This is a genomic window from Thalassolituus sp., assembly GCF_034111725.1.
GTDB lineage: Bacteria > Pseudomonadota > Gammaproteobacteria > Pseudomonadales > Oceanobacteraceae > Thalassolituus.
Map to the genome: position 1 here is coordinate 19,727 of NZ_JAWUWR010000037.1, position 26,665 is coordinate 46,391.

A 26,665-nucleotide genomic window follows, 5' to 3' on the forward strand; every position below is an offset into this window, starting at 1 on the left:
ATCAAAAATATGCCGAGCATAATAACAAAAAACCCGGCCAGTGGCCGGGTTTGCATGGCTAAAAAACCGATAACAAAGGTTTATTTAAAAGTTATAGACTCAGTTTGGTCACCACTTACTGCTGTTACGGTAATATCTACCGGAGTACCGTCCACCTCATAGGACACAACAAAAACATCACCAAAGCTAGGCAAGCCGTTGCCCAAAATATCAGGATCTGCTGGGTCGATAACTCCTACAGAGCGCTTCTTAACACTGCCAGTTCTCCCGTATAATTTATAGCCATCCGCGGAAGTTGCGAAGGTACTACCAACTGCGGGAATATTACCGTTATCGTCTTGAAATACGACATAGAAAGTACCACTGGCACCTAACGACAAGTTATTTTTGGGATCTGGCACTTCTGTGTAATCAGAACCGATTTTAGTATAAACCTTAAGCGAAACCGAATCAGGCATCGATTGCATAATACGACCCGAATCACGAACGTTCATCAAAGAGGCGCAATGGCCGGCCGCTTTAGCTTCATCAGAGCACAAAACGCCTTGATAAACAGACGGGGCAGCATCATAAACTCCGTTTGCGTTCAAATCTTCAAAAAACTCAACTGGATTACTGCTAGTACCAACGTCAACAGTATCGTTGTAGTTATCATCCCTAAATACCTCGGGGTAACTTGCAAATGGTTCACCAATATCGTAGACGCCATTACCGTTGGCATCGGTAAAGCTTGCTTCACCAAGGCTGTAAGCCGTGATCGTAGTCATGCCTTTAATATTATTGGACGTAATAGGGTCTAACTCGTTTACTCTCTCCAAGCTAGAGTTTTGCTCTCCAGGTTTATCACCACCACTACTCCACTTAACGGTACAAGTGCCACCACTTGTCGCACAGTATCCTGGAATTTGACCACTTTCTGCTGTGAAACTGACGATAGTGCCATCTGCAACCGGGTTGTTAAATTGATCTGCAACATTTGCAGTTACGTCAACCTCAACATTATTGACTCCGTAAGCCCCTGGGTTAAATACGCTGAAAGAAATATCAAAACTATCCTGATCTGCCAAGCCAGTTGTAATGGAAATTGGTTGAGAACTCGTAGTAATTTCGGTTACGCCATCCGTTGCCAAGGTCGTTGCTCGAACTGAGGTTACTGCGTGAGTAGTACCAGAGACTAATACCGCCGTTACTTCACCGTTTTCATTGGTTACCGACTCGTCTAACGCAAGATCAACACCACCTGTGGTGTTTGTTAACTCAAATGAAACATCTTTATTAGCAACTGGATTATTGGACTTATCCACCACCTTAAACGTGAGTGTCGCTAGCTTAGGTAAAACTGCATCTCCGATAGTACTAATAGAAATCGCAGGAGCATCGGTACCAACATAAGTAATTGCTCCAATCTCTGCCTGCGCTACATCAACAGTACCGGTCGCTATTGATAAAACTTGATCTAAGCTAGCAACGCCAGAAGATGAAGCAAAAATAGAAATCGTCACTAAATCGGTACCGACACAACCTTTAGCATTGTAAGTAACACTAACAGAGCCGTTGGTTACGGTAGCGTCTGTTTTACTGAACTCAGATAGTGCTGGGCTCTGCGACGCACAATCTGACGAAAACACAACGTAGTATTCATCAGTAACAATTTTTGCATTGTTATTACCAGCGTCAACAATCGTTGCTGTGATCTGTGTACTGCCACCAGCCGATAACGTCGCAGTGGATATATTCAGTTGGCCATCTAAATAACTAGATCCAGTTCCGGTACCAATCTGGGGATTGCTCACTGTCGTATCAGTACTGACGGTATCAGTACCAGAGTCAACCGAGGTATCCTCACCTGAAGTAGTGTCGGTAGTAGAATCGCCAACGACAGAGCCGCTTCCATCTCCGCCACAGGCGCCGAGTAAGGCTGCTAAAAATATTGTTAGTAAGGCTGTGGGCTTAAACATGTACGATCGCTCCATCTAGTGTTTGCTCCCGATTATTGCATATCGGCCTAGCATAGCATTTGAACAAGGTCACAGGCCACTGAGAAAAAGAGCAAAAAAAAACGCGGCCTAAGCCGCGTTATTTTCTAGCAAAATATGACAACAGATTGCGCCATAAATGCAGTTCCTGAGCTTATTAAACATCCAAGAAATCGAGGATACCTTCAGCGGCTTCACGGCCTTCCCAAATGGCTGTTACCACTAGATCAGAACCACGTACCATATCACCACCAGCAAAAACTTTTGAGTTGGTGGTCTGGAACTTGAAGGTTTGCTTTTCAGGTGCAACAACACCCTCCCAGCTATTCACTTCAATGCCAAAATCCTTAAACCAAGGCGCAGGGCTTGGGCGGAAACCAAACGCTACCAATACAACATCAGCAGGTAAAATTTCTTCCGAACCTTCAACAACCTCTGGGCGACGACGACCATTTTCGTCAGGCTCACCCATTTTAGTGGTAACGACTTTAACGCCTTCCACTTTGCCATTGCCGATAATTTCGACTGGCTGACGGTTGAATAAGAATTTCACACCTTCTTCGCGGGCGTTGGTAACTTCACGCTTTGAGCCTGGCATGTTTTCTTCATCACGACGGTATGCACACGTAACGTTCTTCGCGCCTTGACGAATCGAAGTACGGTTGCAGTCCATCGCGGTATCACCGCCACCAAGAACTACGACTCTTTTACCTTTAACGCTAACGAAATCTGCTTCGTTTTTCTCGAAACCTAAGTTGCGATTGACGTTAGATATCAAGAAATCCAATGCATCATGAACACCCGGTAGATCTTCACCTGGGAAACCACCCTTCATGTAGTTATAGGTACCCATACCTAAAAATACAGCATCAAATTCGTCAACGATGGCTTGGAACTCAATGTCTTTTCCGACTTCCGTGTTCAAACGGAACTCTACACCCATGCCTTCAAACACGTCGCGACGATTAACCATCACGCTCTTTTCAAGTTTGAATTCAGGAATACCGAAGGTTAATAAACCGCCGATTTCTGGATATTTATCGAAGACAACTGGCGTTACGCCGTTACGTGCCAATACGTCAGCGGCACCCAAACCTGCTGGGCCGGCACCAATAATGGCGACGCGTTTCCCAGTTGGTACGACTTTCGACATATCTGGACGCCAGCCCATAGCGAAAGCGGTATCAGTAATGTATTTCTCAACATTACCAATTGTCACCGCCCCGAAACCGTCATTTAAAGTACAGGAGCCTTCACATAAACGATCTTGCGGGCACACTCGACCACATACTTCAGGCAAGGTGTTGGTCGCATGACTCAACTCCACGGCCTCCATGATGTTGCCTTCGCTTGCCAACTTCAACCAGTTAGGAATGAAGTTATGTACTGGGCATTTCCATTCGCAATAAGGGTTTCCACACTCCAAACAACGATGAGCCTGCTCTTTCACAGCATCTTGTTTGAAGGGTTCATAAATTTCTACGAACTGCGCCTTGCGAACGCTGATCGCTTTTTTGGATGGGTCTTGACGACCCACCTCGACAAACTGGAAACTATTGTTCAGACGTTGTTCCATCTCGAACCTCTCTCTCTCGCCCTGTACTGATTACTCAGGACGAGCACGGGTGTTATTCAGCAATTGTTGTAAATCAGCAGCTTTTGGCTTAACCAACCAGAATCGACCAATGAATCCATCAAAATCATCTAGAATAGAACTGCCCCACTCACTGCCAGTCTCTTCCGAAAATTCACGAATCACACTGCGTAAATGGTTTCGATGAGCTTCAGTTTCTTCGTTGGATATACGATGGATATCAACCAGTTCATGGTTATATTTATCAACAAAGCTGTTATCTAGGTCTAACACGTAAGCGAAACCGCCTGTCATGCCAGCACCGAAGTTATATCCGGTTTCGCCTAGCACACAAACCATACCGCCAGTCATATATTCGCAGCAGTGATCGCCTGCACTCTCAACAACGGCATGTGCGCCAGAGTTACGAACGGCGAAACGTTCACCAGCACCGCCAGCTGCTAACAATTTACCGCCTGTAGCACCGTATAAGCAGGTGTTACCAACGATCGACGTTTCTTCACTCTTAAACTCGGAGCCTTTCGGCGGGTGGATCACTAGCTTACCGCCAGTCATACCTTTACCAACATAATCATTGGCGTCGCCTTCGAGCACCATTTCCAAGCCACCGGCGTTCCAAACACCGAACGACTGACCAGCAACACCCGTCAATTTAATACGGATAGGCTGTTCAGCCATGCCTTGGTTACCATGACGCTTCGCAATTTCGCCCGACAAGCGCGCACCGATTGAACGATCACAGTTGGTGATACGGAAATTAAACTCACCTCCCGTTTTACCTTCAATCGCAGGCAATAGCTCTACCACCATACGTTCAGCCAAATGACCTTCATCGTATGGACGGTTGCGATCTACCTGAACGGTATGTGGTTTATCGACCGGAATATAATCGTTATTCAGGATTGCCGTAAGATCCAGATGACGCTGCTTCGACGTGCTACCTTCGATCATTTCAAGCAAATCGGTACGACCGACCAGCTCTTCGATCGTACGTACACCGATCTTCGCCATCCAAGTACGAACTTCTTGACCAACAAAATGGAAGTAGTTCTTAACCATGTCAGCGGTGCCGATGTAATGGTCTTTACGCAAGCCATCATTTTGAGTAGCAACACCGGTTGCACAGTTGTTTAGATGGCAAATACGCAAGTACTTACAGCCTACAGCAACCATAGGCATAGTACCAAAGCCAAAAGACTCAGCACCCAAAATTGCAGCCTTGATCACATCAAGACCTGACTTCAAGCCTCCATCGGTTTGCACACGTACTTTGCCGCGCAAGTCGTTGGCACGCAGCGCTTGATGCGCTTCTGCTAAGCCTAACTCCCAAGGAGAGCCAGCATACTTGATCGATGTTAATGGTGACGCCGCGGTACCACCGTCATAACCAGAAATCGTAATTAAGTCAGCATACGCTTTAGCAACACCTGCGGCGATAGTACCAACACCCGGCTCCGATACTAACTTCACTGATACCAAAGCAGCTGGATTCACCTGTTTAAGGTCGTAAATTAGCTGCGCCAAATCTTCGATTGAGTAAATATCGTGATGTGGTGGTGGTGAAATCAAAGTAACACCAGGTACTGAGTAACGTAAAGTTGCGATCAAATCGTTAACCTTACCACCCGGTAACTGCCCACCCTCACCTGGCTTAGCACCTTGGGCGACTTTAATCTGCAGTACTTCAGCACTCGACAAATAAGCAGGAGTAACGCCAAAACGGCCAGATGCAATCTGCTTAATTTTCGAGTTTTTATAAGTGCCATAACGAGCTGGGTCTTCGCCGCCTTCACCGGAGTTAGAACGACCACCCAATTCATTCATCGCTTCTGCTAGAGCTTCATGCGCTTCAGGTGACAACGCACCTAACGACATAGCGGCAGTATCGAAACGCGGAAAAATAGACTCAACTGGTTCTACTTCGCTGATATCAATAGGCTTAATGTCTTTGCGCAACGCCAGCAAGTCACGAATAGTGGCCGCCGGACGCTCATTCACTAGTGTAGTGAAACGGTCATACGCGGCTTGACTGTTAGTTTGCACCGCTTCCTGAATGCTTTTAACGACATCAGGGTTGTATGCATGGTACTCACCGCCATGAACGTATTTCAGCAAACCACCTTGATCCAGCTTCTTGCGTGTTTTCCACGCAACGCTACGAATCAAGTTTAAATCTTCTTCAAAATCGATAAAGGTCGCGCCAGCAATACGGCTACTAACACCGCAGAAGCATAGATCGACGATTTCATCGCTCAAACCGATCGCTTCAAACAACTGTGAGCCACGATAAGAGGCAACCGTAGAGATACCCATCTTCGACATGATTTTCATCAAGCCTTTGCGAATCGCTTTACGGAAGTTCTGCTGTGACTTGAGCGGATCACCCAAAACTTCACCTGTGCGGTGCAAGTCTGTAATGATGTCATACGCCAACCACGGATAAACCGCAGTAGCACCGAACCCTAACAACACCGCAAACTGGTGCGCATCTCGCGAAGCACCGGTTTCAACAACGATGTTGCCGTTGGTACGCAATCCGCGCTGAACCAAACGGTGATGCACGGCACCAGTGGCCATTACCGCAGGGATAATTAATTGTGATTCAGTGACATGACGGTCACTCAAAATCAAAATAACAATGCCATCGCGTATTGCTTGTTCTGCTTTAGCAGCCAAATCAAGAATCGCTTGCTGCAACGACAAAGTAGCGTCATATGCCAAGCTCAACGTGACATGACGGAAGTTTTCATGACCCGTATCGGTTAGACCGGCAAATTTTAGCGGCGACAATACAGGCGAGGTCAAAATCACACGATTTGCATGATCTGGAGTCTCATCAAAAACGTTTTTCTCGGCACCAATACAAGTTTCCAACGACATTACGATGGATTCACGTAATGGATCGATTGGCGGGTTCGTTACCTGAGCGAACTGCTGACGGAAAAAATCAGCAACGTGACGTACGCGCTGGGACAATACTGCCCTTGGCGTATCATCACCCATAGACCCAGTTGCTTCTTGGCCATCTTCAGCCATAGGACGCAACACCTGATCACGCTCTTCATTGGTTACAAGATGCAACTTTTGATGAGTATTTAACGCATCACCAACAAGCGCTTCGACACCATCAGCTTTTTCCAGATGCAATTTGCTTTCGATGCGAATTGCATTGTCTTTTAGCCAAGTTTTATACGGATGTGCTTGCTTTAATGCATTGTCGATATCATCGGCATGCAACAACTTACCTTCAAGGGTATCAATCGCAAGAATTTCACCAGGGCCAACACGTCCCTTAGCAACAACATCTTCTGGCTTATAACCGTGAACACCCACCTCTGATGCAACAGTGATGAAGTTATTCTTAGTAATAACCCAACGTGACGGACGCAACCCGTTGCGGTCTAAACCACACACCGCATAACGTCCATCAGTAATAACTAAACCAGCCGGACCATCCCAAGGCTCCATATGCATTGAGTTGTACTCATAAAATGCACGTAAATCTGGATCCATCGTCTCAACGTTCTGCCATGCAGGCGGAATCATCATACGAATAGCGCGGAACAAGTTCATGCCACCCGTGGCTAGTAATTCCAGCATGTTATCCATTGAAGACGAGTCAGAGCCGGTCGTATTTACAATCGGCGTCAAGTCTTCAAGGTTTGGTAGTAAATCACTAACAAACTTGCTGGTACGGGCATTCGCCCAGTTTCGGTTGCCGCGAATAGTATTGATCTCACCGTTGTGAGCCAACATACGGAACGGCTGAGCTAAAGGCCAGCGCGGCATCGTATTGGTAGAGAAACGCTGATGGAATACGCAAATAGCGGTCTCCATACGTTCGTCGCCCAAATCAAGGAAGAAATTCGGTAGATCGACCGGCATGGTCAGACCTTTATAGGACAACACACGATCAGAAAGACTCGCAATGTAGAAGTCTGGATGGTTATCTAACGCTTTCTCGGCATAGCGACGCGCGTAGAAAAGCTTAACTGCCAACGCAGAGGCCTCTAGAGTCTCTTTAGGTGCAACAAATATCTGCTCAAAACGAGGCAAACAATCTAACGCCATCGGCCCCAAGCAGTCATTACTAGTTGGCACAGTACGCCAACCCAGTACGCTAAGATCCTGATCGCGAATAGCTTGTTCCACTGCCGCTTTTTGAGTCGCGCAAATGGCGTCATCTAGGTCCATAAACAACATACCGACAGCATATTGCTCCGGCAGTTGAATACCCGCTTCTGCGCTCACGGCGCGAAGGAATGAGTCTGGTTTCTGAATTAACAGACCACAGCCATCACCAGTTTTACCATCTGCAGCAATACCGCCGCGATGTGTCATGCAGGTTAAGGATTCGATTGCTGTCTTTAACAGCTCGTGGCTTGGTTGACCTTCTAGGTGCGCTAAAAGGCCAAAACCACAGTTGTCCTTAAAGTCGCCTGGAGTATACAGACCAGTTCTCATAGAACAGCTCTCATCAATAAAAACGTTTGAAAATCAAGGGCTTACATCAGCCAAATGCTCAAATTTTAAGCAGCATCGAGACAAAAGGACGCTCATTCTACACATCTGAAGCGTTTGCCACAAATGTGGGCGTCAAAATGTCTGGTGCCAGACCGGCACCGCTAGAAAAGTCAGGCAAATTCCCTTCAGCGCAGAACGTCTTGCACCGCGCTGACAGGGCGAATCCATGGTGATTGCTTGCGCAACGCTGACGGCAATAAATTAACTGCCGCCGTTACTTCGCCGCGGCTAGAATATACGCCTGCCACGACAACATACCAATCACGACCCTTGTATGAAGTTTTATAACGGTACAAATTGCCAGTCACTTTGGCCTGCCATTCTGCTTTAAAGCCATCCGCACCAGCTTCCTGATATGAACCGAGTAATTGTACGATATACCCGCCTTTAGCCGCCAGCAATGCCGATTCGTCCGCTGTGTAAGCCTGAGTTGCCAGTTTTTTAGGTGAAGCGACCGGTTTCGCTATCGCTTTTATCGGTTCAGTGACGGCCTCGACAGTTTCGATTGGCTTAACCGCAGGAACTACATAGCCAGCATTCGCGACAACTGGCGTTTGAGCCACTGGATCGGTTGGCGGAGACGCTACCTCACTAGGATAATTAAAATCCGACTTTCCAGAAGCTGGAGGAGGAGCGATATCAAGTTGCGTCTCTGCGGGAAACACTGCAACTTCAGGTGTCTTTTCAGTCGTTACACTAGACGCCAAGGATTCGACCGGCGCCTGTTCGACTTCATCTCGGCCAAGCTGATATATACCCAGCATAATGACCACAGTTGCAATGGCAGCCAAGCCAAGAATATTACGAACGGGAAAACCAGTCGAAGCGCGTTTTACCGCACGAACAGGACTCAACAAATGATTTTCAGCCGCTTGAATCAAAGCACGCGGCCACCCGGCGGACTGCCGATATATACCACTAAGCTCATCATCGGCAAAAGGGGTCTGACCATCAACGCCCAGCACGTTGGTCAACAACAAGTCCGCCTCTTCGACACTCAATGGCTCTAGCAGCAACGTATGGATAGGTGCTTGAGCAGGAGAGCTACGAAACACGCTTTCAAAACCAGAGCAACCAAACAAAGCAATTGAGATCGCCTGAGGAGCAAGCAAAGCAAAGTGCGCGATATCATTTAGGGTTTCACTATCTAACTGCTCAGCTTGATCAATAATAATCAGTAAACCGTTGCCCTTTTCATAGCGCTCTAGTGCTTCGTTGCGAATAGCTTCACGAGCTGAAGAACCGTCATCGGTAAGGTTTGGCATATCCCAAACCCCTGCAATTGCCGCAAGTATGGACGGCATACCTAGCATGATACTGGCCGTGAGAAACAGTGTCTCTTCTGGGTCTTCTCGTTGAGCAGCTAAGCCTTGAGCAATCACTGTTTTACCGGCACCTTCAGGCCCCGATACAACAACCAATAACTCACTATAAGATGCCAAGTGCGACAGTAACTCCAGATGGCGAACCTGACTAGGCAGTAAGCGTGTTACCTTCACAGAAGACATCCTTGGCGTGTCAGCCTTTAAGCTATCAGCAGAGTCCAATCCAAAATCAAAATCGGTTTCCATGCCTGCCCTCTCAGTAATCAAACGCAACCTAGTTGTTCACCAGCTTGCAGCGTTTGCAGTAATAGTTCTTTAGGTACATCTGATGTGACATAAGCCTCACCAATTCGTTTCAGCAACACAAGACGAATGCGGCCATCCAAGACTTTTTTATCCACTTGCATCCGGATGATATAGTCATCAATGCCCATATCACTTGGGCCAACCACTGGTAAGTTGGCAGCCAACAACATATCTCGCAGTGCAAGCATTTCGGCTTCCTGCACGGCTCCCATGCGACGACCAAGATCTACCGCCATAAGCATACCTGTGCCAACAGCTTCACCATGTAGCCAATTGCCATAGCCTTGGTGCGACTCAATTGCATGACCAAAAGTATGACCCAGATTTAAAATGGCTCGAATTCCACCTTCAGTCTCATCTTGCGCTACCACTTCAGCTTTATCCTGACATGACCGCTGGATAGCGTAACTCAACAGCTCAACGTCACCTGACATCAGACCCGTCATATGCTCGCCAAGCCAAACATAAAATTCAGCATCACAAATCAAACCGTACTTAATTACCTCAGCCATACCTGCTGATAGCTCACGTTTGGGCAATGTAGCTAACGTTGATACATCGGCGATCACGCATTGAGGCTGATGAAAGGCGCCAATCATATTCTTCCCTAGAGGATGGTTAACTGCCGTCTTACCTCCAACTGAGGAATCAACTTGCGATAACAAGGTAGTAGGTACTTGAATAAAGTTCACGCCGCGCTGATACGACGCTGCAGCAAAACCTGTCATATCGCCAATAACACCACCACCAAGAGCAATTAACGTCGTTGTCCGATTGTGCTGTTTTTCCAGCAAAGCATCGTAAATAAGATTTAATGTTGTTAGATCTTTATAGGCTTCACCATCCGGTAAAATAACCTCGTCGACCTGATAACCAGCCAAGGCATCTTTAACCGCCGACAAATACAAAGGCGCAACGGTTTCATTAGTAACAATTAAAACCTGACGACCATGAATATAAGGAGTGTAGAGTTCAGAATTGCTTAGTAGACCCTCACCAATAAAAATTGGATAACTACGATCACCTAGCTCAACCGTTAAGGTTTTCATAATTGATGCCTTTTCTATAAGTCTTTGATGCGCTTTTTCAGCTCTTGCACAACCCAGCGAGGATTGTGTTGATCGGTTTCGATAATAATGTCGGCGATGGACCTATATAACGGATCTCGCACAGCGAATAAATCGCGTAATATTTTCTCGGGATTATCCGCTTGCAGCAATGGACGGTTTTTATCTCTTGCGGTTCGCACGAGCTGCTGCTCTACGGATGTGCATAAGTACACGACAATGCCTCGCGCACTTAAATGATTTCGGTTAGCTTCACGCATGATCACGCCACCGCCAGTGGCTAGGACAATACCGGACATTTGCGTGAGATCGTCAATGGATTGCTCTTCACGTTCGCGAAAGCCAGCCTCCCCCTCCATATCAAAAATCCAGGGGATATTGGCTCCACACCGCTGTTCAATTACTTTATCTGAGTCGTAAAACTCAAGTTTGAGTTCAGCAGAAAGAAGACGGCCGATAGTGCTCTTTCCAGCACCCATCGGCCCGACTAGGTATATCGATTGCATTCGCGTCATAACATTAACGAGTGCTGAGCGTATCCTTCACCAGACGAGGTGTAATAAATACAAGCAGTTCACTCTTAGTATCCGTCTTACTCTTATAGCGGAACAACGCACCAATCAGAGGTAAATCGCCAAAAAACGGAGTTTTACGTATGGTGGTCACATCTTCAGAACGGAAGATACCACCAAGTACTACTGTTTCGCCATTCTCAACTAACACCTGAGTCTCTACCGCATTAGTGTTAATACTCGGACCTGCTGACGTTAATTCGCCGACAGAGTCCTGATTAATCAGCAAATCCATGATAATTCGATCATCAGGAGTAATTTGCGGAGTCACTTCCAAGCGTAAAACAGCCGACTTAAAGGCAACGTTAGTCGCACCACTTGAGCTAGCTTGCTGGTATGGAATTTCAGTACCTGATTCGATAGAAGCTGTTTGACCATCGGCCGTAATTACTCGTGGCTGGGATACAATTTCTGCACGACCTTCCGTTTCAATCGCCGACAGCTCTAGATCCAACAAGAAATCAGCTGTTTGATAGCCGATCGCAAAAGTAGAGGCAGCTGCGTTTGTCGCACCGAAGTCTACAACGTTAGCATTGGTCAAATCGATAGTTTGTGTCGAGCTACCAGTGGTCGCACGGTCAAACAATATCTGCGAGCCTTCCGTTAAGGTCTGCTGACTGCCGCCAGCAGTCGTCCAATTGCTGCCATTGTCTTTAAATGAAGCGCCGCCCCACTTTACGCCCAGCTCTTTGCCAACACTGGTGTTTGCAACAACGATGCGAGCTTCAATAAGCACCTGACGAACGGGAACGTCCAGCATAATGATAGCTTCCCGAACTTTTTCTAAGTTTGCAGAAGTATCCTTCATAAGCAAAGTATTCGTGCGCTCATCAACCACTGCAGTACCACGCTCAGACAACAATCCTTGCTCCGATGTCAACAAGGTGGCAAGTACCGATGCTTTGGCGTATTTGAGCTGCATGTATTCAGTCACCAGCGGCGCCAGCTCTTCAACTTGACGAACGGCTTCAAGTTCAACTTTTTCACGCGCAGCAATTTCTGCAGCAGGAGCAATTAGAAGTACGGAACCCATTTGACGTTGACCCAAGCCCTTGGTTTTTAGCACTAGATCTAATGCTTGGTCCCAAGGCACATTTTGCAAACGCAACGTAATTGCACCCTGTACTGAATCAGAGGCGACCAAGTTAAGACCAGTAAAATCTGCGATCAGCTGCAATACCGCACGAACTTCGATATTTTGGAAGTTCAACGACAGCTTTTCTCCCGTAAATGGGAACTGCTTTTTCTGCGCTTCTTTTTGGTCTTTTGGTGGCTCCGATACGTTGATAGACAACAATTTATCGGTTTGATACGCCAAATACTCAAAGTTATCTGAGGTCGGCTCAATCACAATACGCGTTACGCCATCTTCGCGACGCGCATCCACATATTTAACTGGCGTTGCGAAATCAGTCACATCTAATCGACGACTCAAAACATCGGGTAAACGTACACCCCTTAAGTCAGCGATAATTTTGGAACCTTCGCGACGAATATTGGCAGAAGCTCGCGCATCGTTAAGCATAATCTGAATTTGACCTTCGCCTAGCTCTCCACGACGAAAATCAACGTTCACAACCTTCATATCGCTAGCAGGACTGACGGCAGCGCCCGAAGCACTGGTAACCTTATTTCCGGCGAATACTTTCTCGTCCGAACGCTCACCAATTCGAACCAGTAAGGTATTCCCAGTTGCGGTTGTAGTATAAGCAGCCAACTGAGTTAAATTCACGACCAAACGCGCACGATCCTTAGTAGAAACAATAGTCGCACTGCGCGCATTACCGTTCCCGATTTCATGACGCTTAGTCTGCAAAGCACTCTGCACACCCGGCAAATCAATTGCGATGCGCGCTGGCTTCTCAATGGTATACCCACTAACTTCTGGCGGTGCACCGTCAAACTCCAGCGCAATTTCAGTAATATCACCCGCCATAGTTGAAAATCTTATATCTTTGAGTGTCACAGCCAAGGCGTCAGCAGACATTAGCAACAGCATTGCCGGCACCGCGAACACAGCCTGACGTAAGCCCTTAATTATTTTCATAGTTATTCTCCAGCCAATCCATCAAGGGCTAACGTTCTTGGGCGTTCTAACCAGCCGCCAAGACCATTAGGCACAATTTCAACCACGTTAATTCCATACTCACTAATAGAGGTTACACGACCGTGATTTTGCCCCATGTAATATCCTTCTTTTACACGAACAACACCACCATCTGAATCTCGAACCAAGGCCCACAACTCACCATCTGGTTTCTGTAAGGTTCCAACCATCGACAATGAGCCAATAGCAAACTGTTCTAGAAACTGCTTCGGTCTATTCAAATCAGGTTTTACCGAGCCTTGTCCAGAAACGATAATCTGGGCATCGGGCATCAGCGGCAGCTGGAACGGCGAGCGCATACCAGCAGCACTATAATTAAAAAATTCGTAGGGCTTAAAAACAGGGATAGGCTCCACTCGCCCTCTTGGCTTCGCCATGACATCGTCGACAAAACGTTGTAAATCGCTGTTATCAACCGATGAGTTACAGCCCGACAACAACGCCACAGACGTAACACAGAGTGCCGTTAAAATTGTACGCATGTTACTCACCCTTTTCGTCTCCGCCGTACTGATACGTTTTAGCAAGAATTTTCATGCTTAAATCGCTGCTATTGTTCTTACGTTCAACACTGAAGTCGTGCAAGGTCACAATACGGGGTAATGAAGCGACACCGGAAACAAAAGCACCCATCTCGTGGTAATCCCCAACCACCTCGATATCGATTGGTAACTCGTTATAGAATTCAGTTTTCTGCATTTTTTGCGGGTCAATTGCATTTAACTGTAAGCCCGCATTCAGTGCCGCCGCACTGATATCATCAATCAAACCTGGCACTTCGGTATCACGCGGTAATTGCTTAAGCAGCGAACCAAAGCTGAATTCCATCTCAGTCATTTGCGCCTTATATTCGGCCAAATTAGCGACCCTAAATGCTTTCGATTCAAAGTCTTTCTTTAAGGCAAGTTCCTTTTTTTGTTCCCTGTCTAGCGCAAGCGTATCTTCCTGCACCATAAGGAAGTACATACCTGCACACACAGCGCTAAATAGCACAACGCTGAGCGCTATCTTCCCCAGAAGAGGCCAAGATCCAGTATTATTCCAATCGATATTATTAATATCGTCTAGCTGGATTTCATTAAGCTTCGCCATGAAGCTTTTATTTTCAGCACCATCAGCCATATCAGTCTTGCTCCTCTGCCGACTTAGGCTCAACCCGGGTCATAACGATCTCGAATTCATTGACGCCTTCGCCTTTGGCTTGGACCTTTAACAACGACGGATTAGCAAACCATGGAGATTGATCAAAGTTACGCATCAGGGAGGAAACACGATTATTCGACTTAGCAATCCCTTTAACCGTAACCGCGGTTCCCTTGACAGAAACAGCAGTAAAGTAAAGGTCGTCGGGAACAGAGCGCGCAAGCTCGTCAAAGATACGAACAATAATAGGTCGATTACCCTGAAGAGCTTGGATGAGCTCCATTCGCTCAATTAACTGCTTACGGGTATCACGTAACGCCTTAATTTCATCAATTTTTGCGTCAAGTACGCGAATTTCTTTAGCTAGGAAATCATTGCGCAAACGCTGACTAGAAATTTCATCCGAATAATAATTACTAATCATGAAGCCAACACCGACAGCGGCTGCAACGACCAAGGCAAGAACCATGTAAAATTGTTTTTGACGCTCTTCACGGCGCTCTTCACGCCAGGGAAGGAGATTGATTTTAGTCATTAATCAAAACTCCTTAATGCCAATCCTGCAGCGATCATAAGAGAAGGTGCATCACCGTTTAGCAAATTTGCATTTACCTTTTGTGACAGCGTCATACTAACAAAGGGATTTGCGACCACCGTCGGGATACCGAGAGTTTCTTGAACCCTGTCGGCCAATCCTGCAATGGCGGACGTACCACCCGCTAGAACAATGCAATCAACATCATTAAATTGACTTGATGAATAGAAAAATTGCAATGAACGACTCACTTGCTGCACAACCGACTGGCGGAATGGATCTAAAACTTCAGTTTCATAATCATCCGGTACACCACCTTCGATTTTTGCACGCTGCGCTTCTTCATCCGACAATCCATAACGTCGTTTAATATCTTCCGTCAATTGCTTCCCCCCGAACAACTGTTCGCGAGTGTAAATTGATTTACCCTCATGAAGAACACTAAGAGTGGTCATGGTCGCGCCAATGTCGAGAACTGCGACGGTCTCCACATCCTCACCAACAACCTGTGCACCCAACAAGGCAAAGGCACGCTCCGTGCAAAACGCTTCAACATCAACACGCTCAACCGAGATACCAGCATACTCAACTGCGTCTTTACGACGATCAACAGTTTCAGAGCGACAAGCAGCCAAAAGCACATCAACCATATCGGCTAATCCTTCTGACGGGCCTTGAATTTCCCAATCAAGCGCTACCTCTTCGAGAGGATATGGAATGTACTGATCCGCTTCTGCGCGAATCTGAAAATCCATCTCATCGTCTTTAAGAGTCGCACTCATATGAACGGTTTTAGTAATTACCGCTGAGCCAGCAACCGCGATGGCTGCTGCTTTTGCACTCGTGCGCGAACGAGCAATTGCTTTACGAATTGCTTCACCTACCGCTTCGTCATTGCTAATACTCTGCTCTACAACCGCATTAAGCGGGAGAGGCTCTGTCGCATAGGCTTCCACCTGATAGCGATCGCCTTGACGGCTGAGCTCGAGCACTTTGACTGACGTTGAGCTTATGTCCACGCCCAGAAGCGCCTTATTTTTCTTGTTAAACAGGCTAGCCAGCACGACAAAATCCCCATCAAATTCGCGAGCTTGCATGCACAAGCTCACTCAGATCCTATATAGTCGAAGTCATTATAAGCACAATCCTATTAAAAGAACAAAAAAGCCTTATAATGCCGCAACCCGCATCATACCTAGCTTTCCGAAGGAATCGACGATCTTTTTCTTATGACTAAGACATCCCCGCTTGTGAAGTTTATTATTTGGCTTGTATTGTCCAGCGCTGCAGGCTGTGGAATGGTCATTATGGCCATCTACCTCTACCTCGTTCCCAACCTCCCTGACACCGAGGCTTTGCGTGATATCGAGCTACAAACCCCCCTGCGAGTTTATGCCTCCGATGGCCTACTCATCAGCGAATTCGGGGAAAAACGGCGTAATCCAATAAGCTATGCCGACACCCCGCCTCTCTTCATTCAAGCGCTACTTGCGTCAGAGGATGATGGCTTTTTTGAACATTCAGGCATTGACTTAAAAGGTCTAACGCGTGCGGCTGTAGAATTAGTACGTACGGGCAAAAAGAAGTCCGGCGGCAGTACGATTACAATGCAAGTCGCTAAAAACTATTATTTATCGAGCGAAAAAACTTTCACTCGGAAGTTCACAGAGATCCTCCTAGCTCTCAAAATTGAGCAATCACTGAACAAAGAGGAGATTTTAGAGCTCTATATTAATAAAATTTATCTCGGTAAACGCGCCTACGGCATCGAAGCGGCAGCTCAAGTCTATTACGGTCGTTCAATTAAAGATCTATCACTGGCCCAGTTGGCTATGATCGCCGGATTGCCACAAGCGCCATCGGCAGCAAACCCAATCAACAGCCCCAAACGAGCAGTCGATCGTCGCAACTACGTATTAGCGCGTATGCGTAACCTCGATAAAATTACCGAAGAAGAATTCCAACAAGCATTACGTGAACCAGATGTTGCTCGCTACCATGGACCAACCACAGAAGTAGATGCGCCATATATTGCAGAAATGGTACGCCAAGAGATGGTCGATCGTTTTGGAGATCAAGCTTATACCGGTGGTTACAGTGTTTATACAACGGTCAACTCCAAGCGCCAAGCCGCGGCGAGTAAAGCCCTCCAACAAGGGCTTATTAATTATGATCGAGAACATGGTTACCGCCCGTCTGAACCTGAATTTTCGTTAGTTAAGCTGGAGCCAGAAAACGATAATCCAATATTGAAAGAGTGGCTTGCTGCAGCTAACTCGCGCTTCGATATCGATTGGCCAAGTACGTTGGAAGAATGGGACAACTACATCCGTCAACAAGGGGACTTCGGCCTACTCTCTCCAGCTATTGTTGCAGATGTCAATAAAGATGGCGCTTGGACCTACAGCGATAATGGCTTCCTGTGGCTGCCCTTCACTGGCATGACTTGGGCTCGTCCTTATTTATCCGTCGACAGTGTTGGCCAAGAACCCAAAAATGCATTAGAAGTCGTTTCTATCGGCCAAAAAATCTGGCTACAAGAAACGGCTAATGGATTAGAGCTAGGCCAGATGCCTAAAGCTGAAGGGGCTATTGTCTCACTGAATCCCAATAATGGCGGAATCGAAGCTTTAGTCGGCGGTTTTTCCTTTAGCTTTAATAAGTTTAACCGTGTTATTCAAGCCGAGCGACAACCAGGATCCGCATTCAAGCCTTTTATCTATAGTGCTGCTTTAGCTAATGGCTTTACCCCTGCCAGTATCATTAATGATGCACCTGTCGTTTTCGAGGATGCCAGTTTAGAAAATACCTGGAGACCAGAAAACCATAACGGCAAGTTTTACGGCCCTACTCGATTGCGAGAAGCGTTGTATAAATCTCAGAATTTGGTGTCCATTCGTATTCTTAAACAAATAGGGACGCGCACCGCGATTCGCTATGTAGAACCGTTTGGTTTTGATGGGAAGAAACTAAACAACGATTTATCGCTCGCTTTGGGGTCTTCAGCAGTAACACCGATGGAGCTAGCGACCGGTTATTGTGTTTTAGCAAACGGTGGATATGCAGTTAAGTCTTATTTGATTCAGAGAATAGAAGACGAGCAAGGCACTCGGTTATTTACCGCTCGTCCTGCTGTGGTCTGCCGTGACTGTGATAATTCTGACATTACAGAGGCCGAGGTAATTCAACCCAATGATACATCGCCAATCTCGACGACAACGGCCGATACTTTTGCTTTATCGACAGCAACAATAGACGCATTTGGGCCAATACCTGAACCGACGAAAGCAGAGCTAGATGATGCGCTGCCGATTATCCCGGCAGCACAAGTTATGGATCCACGTGTCCATTATCTGATGGTAAGCATGCTGCAAGATGTTGTTCGCCGCGGCACAGGAAAGCGGGCATTAGCCTTAAATCGTCATGATCTAGCAGGAAAGACCGGCACAACCAATGATCAAAAAGATGCTTGGTTCTCTGGTTTCAGCCCTGATTTAGTAACAACGGCATGGATTGGTTTCGATCAACCACAAACCTTAGGGCGCTGGGCCTTTGGCAGTAATACAGCCCTGCCAGTCTGGGTGGACTATATGAAGACCGCCCTAGAGGGTGTGCCAGAACATCCATTTGAACAACCACCCGGTATTGTCAGTGTCCGTATTGACCCAGAAACGGGTGAACTAGCCCGACCTGGCCAACGTAATGCTATTTTCGAATATTTCCGTCAGGAAGATGTCCCCACTGAGGTTTCACCTAGCGAGAAAAACGATGCGCCGGGGGATTACTCGACCAATGAAGTCATTCCCGAACAGTTATTCTGAGTACTTGTTCGAAGCAACAAAAAAGGAGCCATTCGGCTCCTTTTTTTATCTGTTTCGAATTATAGGTCGATTAACTTGCCCGGGTTCATGACATTTTTAGGATCAAATACGAGCTTAACCGCCCGCATATAGTCCAACTCTTCTTTTGAGCGGGTATATTCAAGGTACGGTTTTTTCGTTAAACCAACACCATGTTCCGCAGAAACAGAACCGGCATATTTCTCAACGATTTCGAACACCCATGTAGATACCTTGGCACAACGTTCAAAGAAAATTTCTTTGGCAAGATCATCTGGCTTCAAGATGTTCAAATGCAAATTACCATCGCCAATATGACCGAACCAAATAATCTCAAAATCAGGATATTCACGAGTTACCACGTCCTCAACTTCATGTAAGAAAGGAGGAACTTTAGATACAACAACAGAGATATCGTTCTTATATGGCGTCCACTCAGAAATAGTTTCTGAAATGTCTTCACGCAAACGCCACAAGTTCGCGGCTTGAGTCTCACTTTGACTCATAACACCATCTAGCACCCAACCCTGCTCAACACAGTATTCAAATATTTCCATCGCAGTGTTGATGTGGTCTTCATTTTCCGCTTCAAATTCGAGCAGCGCATAATACTCAGCGGCTGTTTCGAATGGCGCAGGTACATCGCCACGAGCAATAACTTTGCGCATCGCCTTATCTGAGAAAAATTCAAAAGCCGTTAAATCCATACGACCTTGAAAGGTATTCAATACGCTCATGATCGCATCGAACTCAGGCACTCCAAGAACCAGAACTGTCAGGTTTTTAGGAGAACGAGTTAAACGCATGGTCGCTTCAGTAACAAACCCTAGAGTACCCTCACCGCCAATAAATAACTGGCGCATATCGTAGCCCGTATTGTTTTTGACCAAATCTTTATTGAGATTTAACACATCTCCTTTACCCGTAACGACGGTTAAACCAGCAACCCAATCGCGAGTCATACCGTAACGAATAACCTTAATACCACCAGCGTTGGTCGAAATATTACCACCCAACTGACTCGAACCCGCAGATGCAAAATCGACGGGATAAAATAAGCCCTGCTCTTCGGCAAACACTTGTAGCTGTTCTGTAACGACACCAGCTCCACATTTAACCGTGCGGTCTATAGCATTGAATTCCATGATTTGGTTCATGTAATCAAAAGCAATAACGACTTCACCATTGGCCGCCACGGCACCAGCGCTTAGACCCGTACGACCACCTGAAGGAACGAGTGACAAACCTTTCTCGTTCGCAAGAAGGACGATTTTTTGCACTTGCTCAGTCGTCTTGGGGAACACAATAGCAGAAGGCTTTGGCGGATAAATTTTGGTCCAATCCTTACCAAAGGTTTCTAACGAATCAGCATCTGTTCGCACCTTATCGGTGCCAACGATCGCTGATAACTGCTCAATTAGGGCTTCTTGTGTCAACGTGGTCATGGAGTTGTCCGGTTGGATGAATGTTCTTCACCTCAAAATGAGTAATCTTCGCGATGAAAGGCGACTTTGAGGCTCACTTTAACTGGCGGTTATGCTAGCATACGCGCCATAATTTTCGGAGCGGTTTTAACTGCTCGCGGATGGTTTTGCCGAACGATCACACTTGTACTGTAATCTCAGCTGACTATTCGAAACGGGTTTTACTACTGTATATAGGTACCACAATGGCACAAACATCCCTCGACAAAAGCAAGATCAAGTTCCTCTTGTTAGAAGGCGTGCATCAATCTGCAATCGATACTCTTAATGCGGCTGGATACACCAATATCGAGTACCTGAAGACAGCACTCGGTGAAGATGATCTTAAAGCGGCGATCAAAGATGTACATTTCGTTGGCATTCGCTCCCGCACTCAGCTGACCGAAGAAATTTTCCAAGCGGCTGAAAAGCTGATTGCTGTTGGTTGCTTCTGCATCGGTACCAACCAAGTTGACCTCAAAGCAGCGACTAAGCGTGGCGTAGCAGTATTCAACGCTCCTTATTCAAATACCCGTTCTGTTGCTGAATTGTCCATTGCAGAAATCATTATGCTGATGCGCGGTGTTCCAGCGAAAAATGCTGAATGTCATCGTGGTGGCTGGAGCAAGTCTGCTGAGAATTCATTTGAAATTCGTGGCAAAAAACTGGGCATTATCGGTTACGGTAGCATCGGTACTCAGCTATCCGTCATGGCAGAAAGTATGGGCATGGAAGTCTTCTTCTACGACGTTGTCACCAAACTTTCTATTGGTAACGCCAAACAAGTAGGCTCGCTAAACGAATTGTTAAATATGTGTGATGTAATCTCATTACATGTACCAGAAACAGCGGCTACTAAGTGGATGATGGGCGCAGAACAATTTGCTCAAATGAAGCACGGCAGTATTCTACTGAATGCTTCGCGTGGTACTGTCGTTGATATTGATGCTCTAGCCGATGCTCTGCGTAGCAAGAAGCTTATCGGTGCTGCGATTGACGTGTTCCCAGTAGAGCCACGTTCAAATAACGAAGAGTTCATTACTCCTCTACGAGAATTTGATAACGTGATTCTGACTCCACACGTTGGTGGATCAACGCTAGAAGCGCAAGAAAACATCGGTAAAGAAGTGGGCGAAAAACTGTCTCAATACAGCGACAACGGTACGACGACATCGTCTGTTAACTTCCCTGAAGTTGCTCTGCCGTCAAATCGGAATGTTCATCGCATTTTGCACACGCATAAGAACGTGCCTGGCGTCATGAATGCTATCAACCAAATTTTTGCAGAAAACGGCATTAATATTTCTGGTCAATACCTGCAAACGGTTGAAGACGTGGGCTATGTGGTAATTGATGTTGCTGCAGATGCTTCCGAACTAGCCTTAGAGAAAATCAAACAGGTTGAAGGCACTATTCGTGCCCGCGTTCTTTATTAATCCCAGTTAGTGAATAAAAAAGGCCGAGTAAATATGCTCGGCCTTTTTTCTTTTCCCATTCGATAATGTCTAGTATTCATTCCATTTCATCGAAGCCTTGAATTCTTAGTCCCTTCTTCGTGTACTCTCCAACATCCACACCGAAATGACCACTCCGATAAACACCCTTGGTTTTATAGGGCTGACCAACTCCGTCAGTAGGACTCATTGCTAAGTTGATAATAGCTTCAGGTTGGGGATTTTTATCTCTATCAAGCACCATTATAACGCGTGGCTTCAACTGATACCCTTTGTCTGCGGATAAAATAATCCCCACCTCACCATTGGTCATTTCCAATAAATAACCCGGCGGATACATACCAATCATACCAATAAACTGACGTGCGACTTCTTTATCGAACTGTGTACCAATATTTCGATTAATGATCTGTAAGGCCTCCATCGATGACATTCCGACCTTGTAACAACGATCACTGGTCATCGCATCATAAGCATCAGCAATAGTAACAATACGAGTAAATAACGAGATTTTACTTGAGTCGATACCACGAGGATAACCTTTTCCATCCAAACGCTCGTGGTGACTATAGGCGACATCTACCGCACCTGGGTAGATGTCAGAGCGCCCCATTAGCAATTGTTTGGCGTAAACAGTATGGCGTGCCATCTCAGCAAACTCTTCAGGATCCAGCCGATCCGGTTTATTAAGAATCTCTGGGGGGACTTTCATTTTGCCAATATCATGCATTAGCCCACTAATACCGATATTTTCCAATTCATAGGTCGCCAATCCCATCCTCTGCCCCAACGCAATCGAGAGCAAACATACGTTAACCGAATGCTCAGCAGTATACTCATCTTGGTGCTTTAAACGCGTAAGCCAAAGTATCGCGTTAGGGTTAGCAACGACGCGATCAACGCAATCCTTCACAGCCACTTTGGCGTCGGCCATGTTTAGGGCTTGACCAAGCTGAGCACTGGCGAGTAGATGCTTAACTTGTTTTTTAGTTGATTGGTAAGTTCTATTGGCGGCCGTTAGTTGTGTGGCCATTTGATTTTTATCAACATAACGCTTCTGAACCTGTCTTACACCTGTCGGCTTATTACCATCCGTCTCAACCCACTCTTCCTCAACGACATCGACATAAACCCATTGGCAGATATCCTGCACTGCGATAATGTCATCAGTATTTTCAAGTAAAAACCCTTGGAATAAGAAAGGAGAATCAATCCAAGGGCGATCAAGCTCAACCACATACATTCCAATGGACAACTCAGAGGCATCTAAGCGCTGGCGACTATGTCGCTTATTCACATTAAATCGTCGCCTGTCCCGTGTGGTCATATTCGATACCGCCAATGCCGTTACCTTCTTATTATCATTATTAGTCTAGTGGTCGTGATGATTGCCGCCACAACTTTCGTGTTAAATGTCACCTCTCATCCGTAAGGTTTTGTTGCCATCAAATTCCAATCTACGCAGAAAACCCTCTGGCATTTCCTCGGACTGATGAGTTACATACAACAAAGTAATCGTTCTTTGCAAAGCAAGACGCTGCAAAAAAGCAAGAACAAGATGACGACTTGGGTCATCTAGCCCTTGGCAAGGCTCGTCCAGAATCAAAAGAGCAGGCTGCTTAATAAGTGCCCGAGCAATTAAAACTAAGCGTTGTTCGCCATAAGACAGATGTTGCAAACTCTGATTAGCTCGGTGGCGTAAACCTATAACGTCTAACCACTGCAGAGCTAGCTGCTTGTCCACGTCTCCCGTTGCCCTATACAACCCAATACTGTCATAAAGCCCCGAGATAACCGTGCTCAGAACATTAGTGCTCGCGCGATAGTCCCATTGCAACGAAGCAGAAACCAAACCGATATACTGCTTAACATCCCAAATAGTTTCCCCCGACCCGCGCCTCATTCCGAATACAATCAACTGGTTTCGGTAACACTGAGGGTTATCGCCGGTAATCAGCTGCAGTAAACTTGTCTTACCGCTACCGTTTGGACCTTCAATCGCCCAATGTTCTCCTGGCTTAATACACCAGTTCAACCCTTCAAAAAGTACACGCTCGCCATAAACGATAGAAACATCCGTCATTTCAACCAACGCTTGATGATTAGGAAGAACTTTGCGGCCTTTAGGTGGAGGCGGAAAGTCGGGCAATGCTTGATCAAAATGCAGTAAACCGATGACTTCGGGTGATGTAATAACGTCCTCTTTTGTTCCTTGCACTAACAATTTGGCATCGTGCATAAATGCAATATGGGTAATCCAGTCAGGAATTTCATCGAGACGGTTAGCCACCCAAATAATAGCTTGGCCATTGTGTTTAAGTTGAGCCAAGCCTTCACTCACAAGCCGACGACTGGCTTGGTCTAAACCCTCTAGCGGTTCGTCCAATATCAATAATTCCGGTTTTGCCTGTAAGGCTCGAATCAACATCACCTTCCTAGTTTCACCCGTAGAAAGTGATCGAAACCCTTGATCCAGAAGATGTTCCATACGCAGCAATGAAATCCAGTGCTCAACCTCTGAAATTGGTTCGAGAAAAGCCCGCACTGGCGTCCCGAGGTCTATCTTATCCAGCAAATCGGATTCGTCTTCACGACGCTCTTGCTCTATTTGCTTGGCCTGAGCCTCTAAGGAAACATACATTACATTTGAGGGTAAACCTTTACTGGAGCCATGGCTTAGTACCAAGTCCCCATCAAACAAGCAGGACAAGGCTGACTTGCCGCTACCATTGGTACCAATAATCGCCCAAGTCTGCGTCGGCTCAATACTCCAATGATCAACGGTCAATATTCGACCATCGTGGAGCCGAGCTAAAATGGAGTTAAACGAAATCACGATATCAACCTGGAGGCCAGCTTAAAGAACGACCTCCTATAATGTGGAGATGAAGATGGAATACCGATTGCCCAGCGTCTGCTCCGTTATTCACAACAAGCCGATATTTATCACCAAAACCTTCTTGCTCCGCTATCTGACTAGCAACGAGCATCATATGACCTAGCAGCGCTTGGTCTTCTGTTTGAGCGTCACACAATCGAGGAATAGGCTTACGCGGAATCAATAAAATATGCATTGGTGCCGCAGGGTACATGTCTCTAAAAGCCAAACATTGATCATCTTCATAGACAATATTGGCAGGTAACTCACCCCGACTGATCTTCCCGAAAATCGTATCTTCAGACATAAGTTCTTCCTCCTAATTAGCTACACACAATAGGAAAAAAAACGAAGTGTTACAATCTGATAGATTAGGAAAGCATTATACTGTCAGAAACCAACATATTCCGTCCGCTATCTTTTGCGGCGTAAAGATGCTGATCCGCTCGCTGAAGAAGTGAATCCAAACTATCGCCACTCGCTGCGCTCATACCTATACTGATGGTTAGCCGAAGATACTCACCGTCGCCAAACTCAAATTCCAACTCTTCGACCATAATCCTGAATTCTTCAAGCAAGCTACGAGCTTGTGAGGGCTGCAAGCCAGATAGCAAGATACTAAACTCCTCTCCTCCTGTGCGGGCTGTAATAAAACGCCCGAAACAATCATCCAAATAATAAGCAAATTGTTTCAAAACTTGATCACCGACTAAATGACCAAATCCGTCATTGATTCGTTTAAACAAATCAATATCGATCATAGCGAGACAAATTGGTATTTCGTCTGTCTGACAACGACGCAAATGAGTATCCCCTTCTTCGGCAAAATAGCGCCTATTATTCAAACCGGTAAGATAATCTTTAGTTGCTTGTGCTTTAAGCGACAACATCCGTTCTAGAGATTCGATGTTATTCGTTACGCGACAGAAGAACTCCTCATGCTCAAAGGGCTTAGGTAAGAAATCATTCGCACCATTTTTAATAAACTGTACTGAAACATGACTATCGCCCTGACTAGACAATCCGATAACGGCAATAGGCGTTTTCTCATACCGCTGCCTAATTTGCTGGACCAACTCAAAGCCATTGAGATTAGGCATATGATAGTCCGTCAGTACCATGCGAATATCACGCTCTTTCTCGAGAATCTGTAACGCCACTACACCATCCTCAGCCTCAAAAACTTGATAGCGATGAAGTTTGAGTAAGTAGGTCACAAACTGGCGTATTTGCCGCGAATCATCGACAATCAAAATCTTAACATTAGAATTTTTTTCAAGACGATGCAGCATCTGTACTGCGTATTGGTAGGAATAGCGACTTTCCTTTAAAACATAATCAGCGGCACCTTTTTTCAGTAGTGACTGACGACGCTCACCATCGTCTGTACCAGTTAACACGATTAGTGGGAAATGATCCTCTAGAAGAAAATCGACAAGCTCGCCGTTAGGAGCATCAGGTAATGCAATATCAATGATACCGGCAATTAACTCATGCTTATGATCGGCATATAACGTCTTAGCTTCCACCATGCTGGCAGCGAACAGCACCTCTCGGTCCAGCTCCTGCTTAGCTATATGCCGCAGAATCTTCTGTATAACCTGACTGTCTTCAACAATAAGAAACTTACTCATGAACACCACCTTACTTTGTCTTACCAAAGTTTAGACAGTGTTTAGGTAAACTACGGAGAAACTAAGTAATAAAGTAAAATGCTTACAGTAGGCTCCGAATCGCAGACAAGAAAAACCCCCGCTAGCGAAGCTAACAGGGGTTTTAGAATAAGAGCTTGACGATGACCTACTCTCGCATGGGGAGACCCCACACTACCATCGGCGATACTGCGTTTCACTTCTGAGTTCGGAATGGATTCAGGTGGTTC

Annotated in this window: 18 protein-coding genes and 1 rRNA gene; 2 read left to right on the plus strand and 17 right to left on the minus strand. The window is 46.1% G+C overall.

Translation table 11 applies throughout. From position 1 onward, the window contains the following. Positions 1-80: 80 nt before the first annotated feature. The 11 genes from UXZ23_RS05420 to UXZ23_RS05470 form a co-directional block, all read right to left on the minus strand. A complete protein-coding gene (locus tag UXZ23_RS05420) occupies positions 81-1,958 on the minus strand; it encodes an Ig-like domain-containing protein (protein WP_320819612.1) in 1,878 nt (625 codons plus the stop codon). Positions 1,959-2,133: 175 nt separating this feature from the next. Then, positions 2,134-3,552, minus strand: coding sequence for an FAD-dependent oxidoreductase (locus UXZ23_RS05425; RefSeq protein WP_320819613.1), 1,419 nt, complete (start codon positions 3,550-3,552; stop codon positions 2,134-2,136). A 30-nt stretch (positions 3,553-3,582) separates the two neighbouring features. Beyond that, the gene (gene gltB, locus UXZ23_RS05430) at positions 3,583-8,034 is read right to left on the minus strand and encodes a glutamate synthase large subunit (RefSeq protein WP_320819614.1); all 4,452 of its coding nucleotides are present in this window, start codon (positions 8,032-8,034) and stop codon (positions 3,583-3,585) included. A 185-nt stretch (positions 8,035-8,219) separates the two neighbouring features. Next, positions 8,220-9,665, minus strand: coding sequence for an SPOR domain-containing protein (locus UXZ23_RS05435; protein WP_320819615.1), 1,446 nt, complete (start codon positions 9,663-9,665; stop codon positions 8,220-8,222). Positions 9,666-9,682: 17 nt separating this feature from the next. Continuing rightward, positions 9,683-10,774, minus strand: coding sequence for a 3-dehydroquinate synthase (aroB, locus tag UXZ23_RS05440; RefSeq protein ID WP_320819616.1), 1,092 nt, complete (start codon positions 10,772-10,774; stop codon positions 9,683-9,685). 14 nt (positions 10,775-10,788) lie between these two features. Next, positions 10,789-11,307: a shikimate kinase AroK gene (aroK, locus tag UXZ23_RS05445; protein WP_320819617.1), complete on the minus strand. Its 519-nt coding sequence runs from the start codon at positions 11,305-11,307 to the stop codon at positions 10,789-10,791. A gap of 4 nt (positions 11,308-11,311) precedes the next feature. After that, positions 11,312-13,411 (minus strand): type IV pilus secretin PilQ, encoded by a 2,100-nt coding sequence (gene pilQ / locus UXZ23_RS05450; RefSeq protein ID WP_320819618.1) that lies wholly within the window; start codon positions 13,409-13,411, stop codon positions 11,312-11,314. Positions 13,412-13,413: 2 nt separating this feature from the next. Further along, positions 13,414-13,953 (minus strand): pilus assembly protein PilP, encoded by a 540-nt coding sequence (locus tag UXZ23_RS05455; protein ID WP_320819619.1) that lies wholly within the window; start codon positions 13,951-13,953, stop codon positions 13,414-13,416. Between the two features lies 1 nt (position 13,954). Continuing rightward, the gene (locus UXZ23_RS05460; RefSeq protein WP_320819620.1) at positions 13,955-14,593 is read right to left on the minus strand and encodes a type 4a pilus biogenesis protein PilO; all 639 of its coding nucleotides are present in this window, start codon (positions 14,591-14,593) and stop codon (positions 13,955-13,957) included. Position 14,594: 1 nt separating this feature from the next. Continuing rightward, entirely contained in the window at positions 14,595-15,149 is a 555-nt protein-coding gene (locus tag UXZ23_RS05465; RefSeq protein ID WP_320819621.1) for a PilN domain-containing protein, read from the minus strand. Continuing rightward, positions 15,149-16,246: a pilus assembly protein PilM gene (locus UXZ23_RS05470; protein ID WP_320819629.1), complete on the minus strand. Its 1,098-nt coding sequence runs from the start codon at positions 16,244-16,246 to the stop codon at positions 15,149-15,151. The genes UXZ23_RS05465 and UXZ23_RS05470 overlap by 1 nt, the downstream gene beginning before the upstream one ends. 132 nt (positions 16,247-16,378) lie before the next feature. On the opposite strand from UXZ23_RS05470, the gene UXZ23_RS05475 reads away from it, so the two are divergent. After that, entirely contained in the window at positions 16,379-18,970 is a 2,592-nt protein-coding gene (locus UXZ23_RS05475) for a penicillin-binding protein 1A (RefSeq protein ID WP_320819622.1), read from the plus strand. Positions 18,971-19,029: 59 nt separating this feature from the next. On the opposite strand, the gene UXZ23_RS05480 is transcribed toward UXZ23_RS05475, so the two are convergent. Continuing rightward, positions 19,030-20,433 carry an FAD-binding oxidoreductase gene (locus UXZ23_RS05480; RefSeq protein WP_320819623.1) on the minus strand — a complete coding sequence of 468 codons (1,404 nt, stop codon included), beginning with the start codon at positions 20,431-20,433 and terminating at the stop codon, positions 19,030-19,032. A gap of 224 nt (positions 20,434-20,657) precedes the next feature. Between UXZ23_RS05480 and serA the strand changes: the two genes are divergently transcribed. Next, positions 20,658-21,887, plus strand: coding sequence for a phosphoglycerate dehydrogenase (serA, locus tag UXZ23_RS05485; protein WP_320819624.1), 1,230 nt, complete (start codon positions 20,658-20,660; stop codon positions 21,885-21,887). A 76-nt stretch (positions 21,888-21,963) separates the two neighbouring features. Here the strand turns inward: serA and UXZ23_RS05490 are convergent, their stop codons facing one another. The 5 genes from UXZ23_RS05490 to rrf all read right to left on the minus strand — a co-directional run. Beyond that, entirely contained in the window at positions 21,964-23,202 is a 1,239-nt protein-coding gene (locus tag UXZ23_RS05490; protein ID WP_320819625.1) for an HD-GYP domain-containing protein, read from the minus strand. A 111-nt stretch (positions 23,203-23,313) separates the two neighbouring features. Further along, the gene (modF, locus tag UXZ23_RS05495; protein WP_320819626.1) at positions 23,314-24,741 is read right to left on the minus strand and encodes a molybdate ABC transporter ATP-binding protein ModF; all 1,428 of its coding nucleotides are present in this window, start codon (positions 24,739-24,741) and stop codon (positions 23,314-23,316) included. Between the two features lie 4 nt (positions 24,742-24,745). Beyond that, positions 24,746-25,090, minus strand: a complete 345-nt coding sequence (locus UXZ23_RS05500; protein ID WP_320819627.1) for a histidine triad nucleotide-binding protein — start codon at positions 25,088-25,090, stop codon at positions 24,746-24,748. 64 nt (positions 25,091-25,154) lie between these two features. Further along, positions 25,155-26,417: a diguanylate cyclase gene (locus UXZ23_RS05505; protein ID WP_320819628.1), complete on the minus strand. Its 1,263-nt coding sequence runs from the start codon at positions 26,415-26,417 to the stop codon at positions 25,155-25,157. A gap of 153 nt (positions 26,418-26,570) precedes the next feature. Then, positions 26,571-26,665, minus strand: a 5S ribosomal RNA gene (rrf, locus tag UXZ23_RS05510); the annotation flags it as partial.

Bases quoted from the DNA above. Each gene is read 5' to 3' on its own strand.
- UXZ23_RS05420 (WP_320819612.1), bottom strand. From the start codon at position 1,958: ATGTTTAAGCCCACAGCCTTACTAACAATATTTTTAGCAGCCTTACTC.
- UXZ23_RS05425 (WP_320819613.1), bottom strand. From the start codon at position 3,552: ATGGAACAACGTCTGAACAATAGTTTCCAGTTTGTCGAGGTGGGTCGT.
- gltB (WP_320819614.1), bottom strand. From the start codon at position 8,034: ATGAGAACTGGTCTGTATACTCCAGGCGACTTTAAGGACAACTGTGGT.
- UXZ23_RS05435 (WP_320819615.1), bottom strand. From the start codon at position 9,665: ATGGAAACCGATTTTGATTTTGGATTGGACTCTGCTGATAGCTTAAAG.
- aroB (WP_320819616.1), bottom strand. From the start codon at position 10,774: ATGAAAACCTTAACGGTTGAGCTAGGTGATCGTAGTTATCCAATTTTT.
- aroK (WP_320819617.1), bottom strand. From the start codon at position 11,307: ATGACGCGAATGCAATCGATATACCTAGTCGGGCCGATGGGTGCTGGA.
- pilQ (WP_320819618.1), bottom strand. From the start codon at position 13,411: ATGAAAATAATTAAGGGCTTACGTCAGGCTGTGTTCGCGGTGCCGGCA.
- UXZ23_RS05455 (WP_320819619.1), bottom strand. From the start codon at position 13,953: ATGCGTACAATTTTAACGGCACTCTGTGTTACGTCTGTGGCGTTGTTG.
- UXZ23_RS05460 (WP_320819620.1), bottom strand. From the start codon at position 14,593: ATGGCTGATGGTGCTGAAAATAAAAGCTTCATGGCGAAGCTTAATGAA.
- UXZ23_RS05465 (WP_320819621.1), bottom strand. From the start codon at position 15,149: ATGACTAAAATCAATCTCCTTCCCTGGCGTGAAGAGCGCCGTGAAGAG.
- UXZ23_RS05470 (WP_320819629.1), bottom strand. From the start codon at position 16,246: ATGCAAGCTCGCGAATTTGATGGGGATTTTGTCGTGCTGGCTAGCCTG.
- UXZ23_RS05475 (WP_320819622.1), top strand. From the start codon at position 16,379: ATGACTAAGACATCCCCGCTTGTGAAGTTTATTATTTGGCTTGTATTG.
- UXZ23_RS05480 (WP_320819623.1), bottom strand. From the start codon at position 20,433: ATGACCACGTTGACACAAGAAGCCCTAATTGAGCAGTTATCAGCGATC.
- serA (WP_320819624.1), top strand. From the start codon at position 20,658: ATGGCACAAACATCCCTCGACAAAAGCAAGATCAAGTTCCTCTTGTTA.
- UXZ23_RS05500 (WP_320819627.1), bottom strand. From the start codon at position 25,090: ATGTCTGAAGATACGATTTTCGGGAAGATCAGTCGGGGTGAGTTACCT.
- UXZ23_RS05505 (WP_320819628.1), bottom strand. From the start codon at position 26,417: ATGAGTAAGTTTCTTATTGTTGAAGACAGTCAGGTTATACAGAAGATT.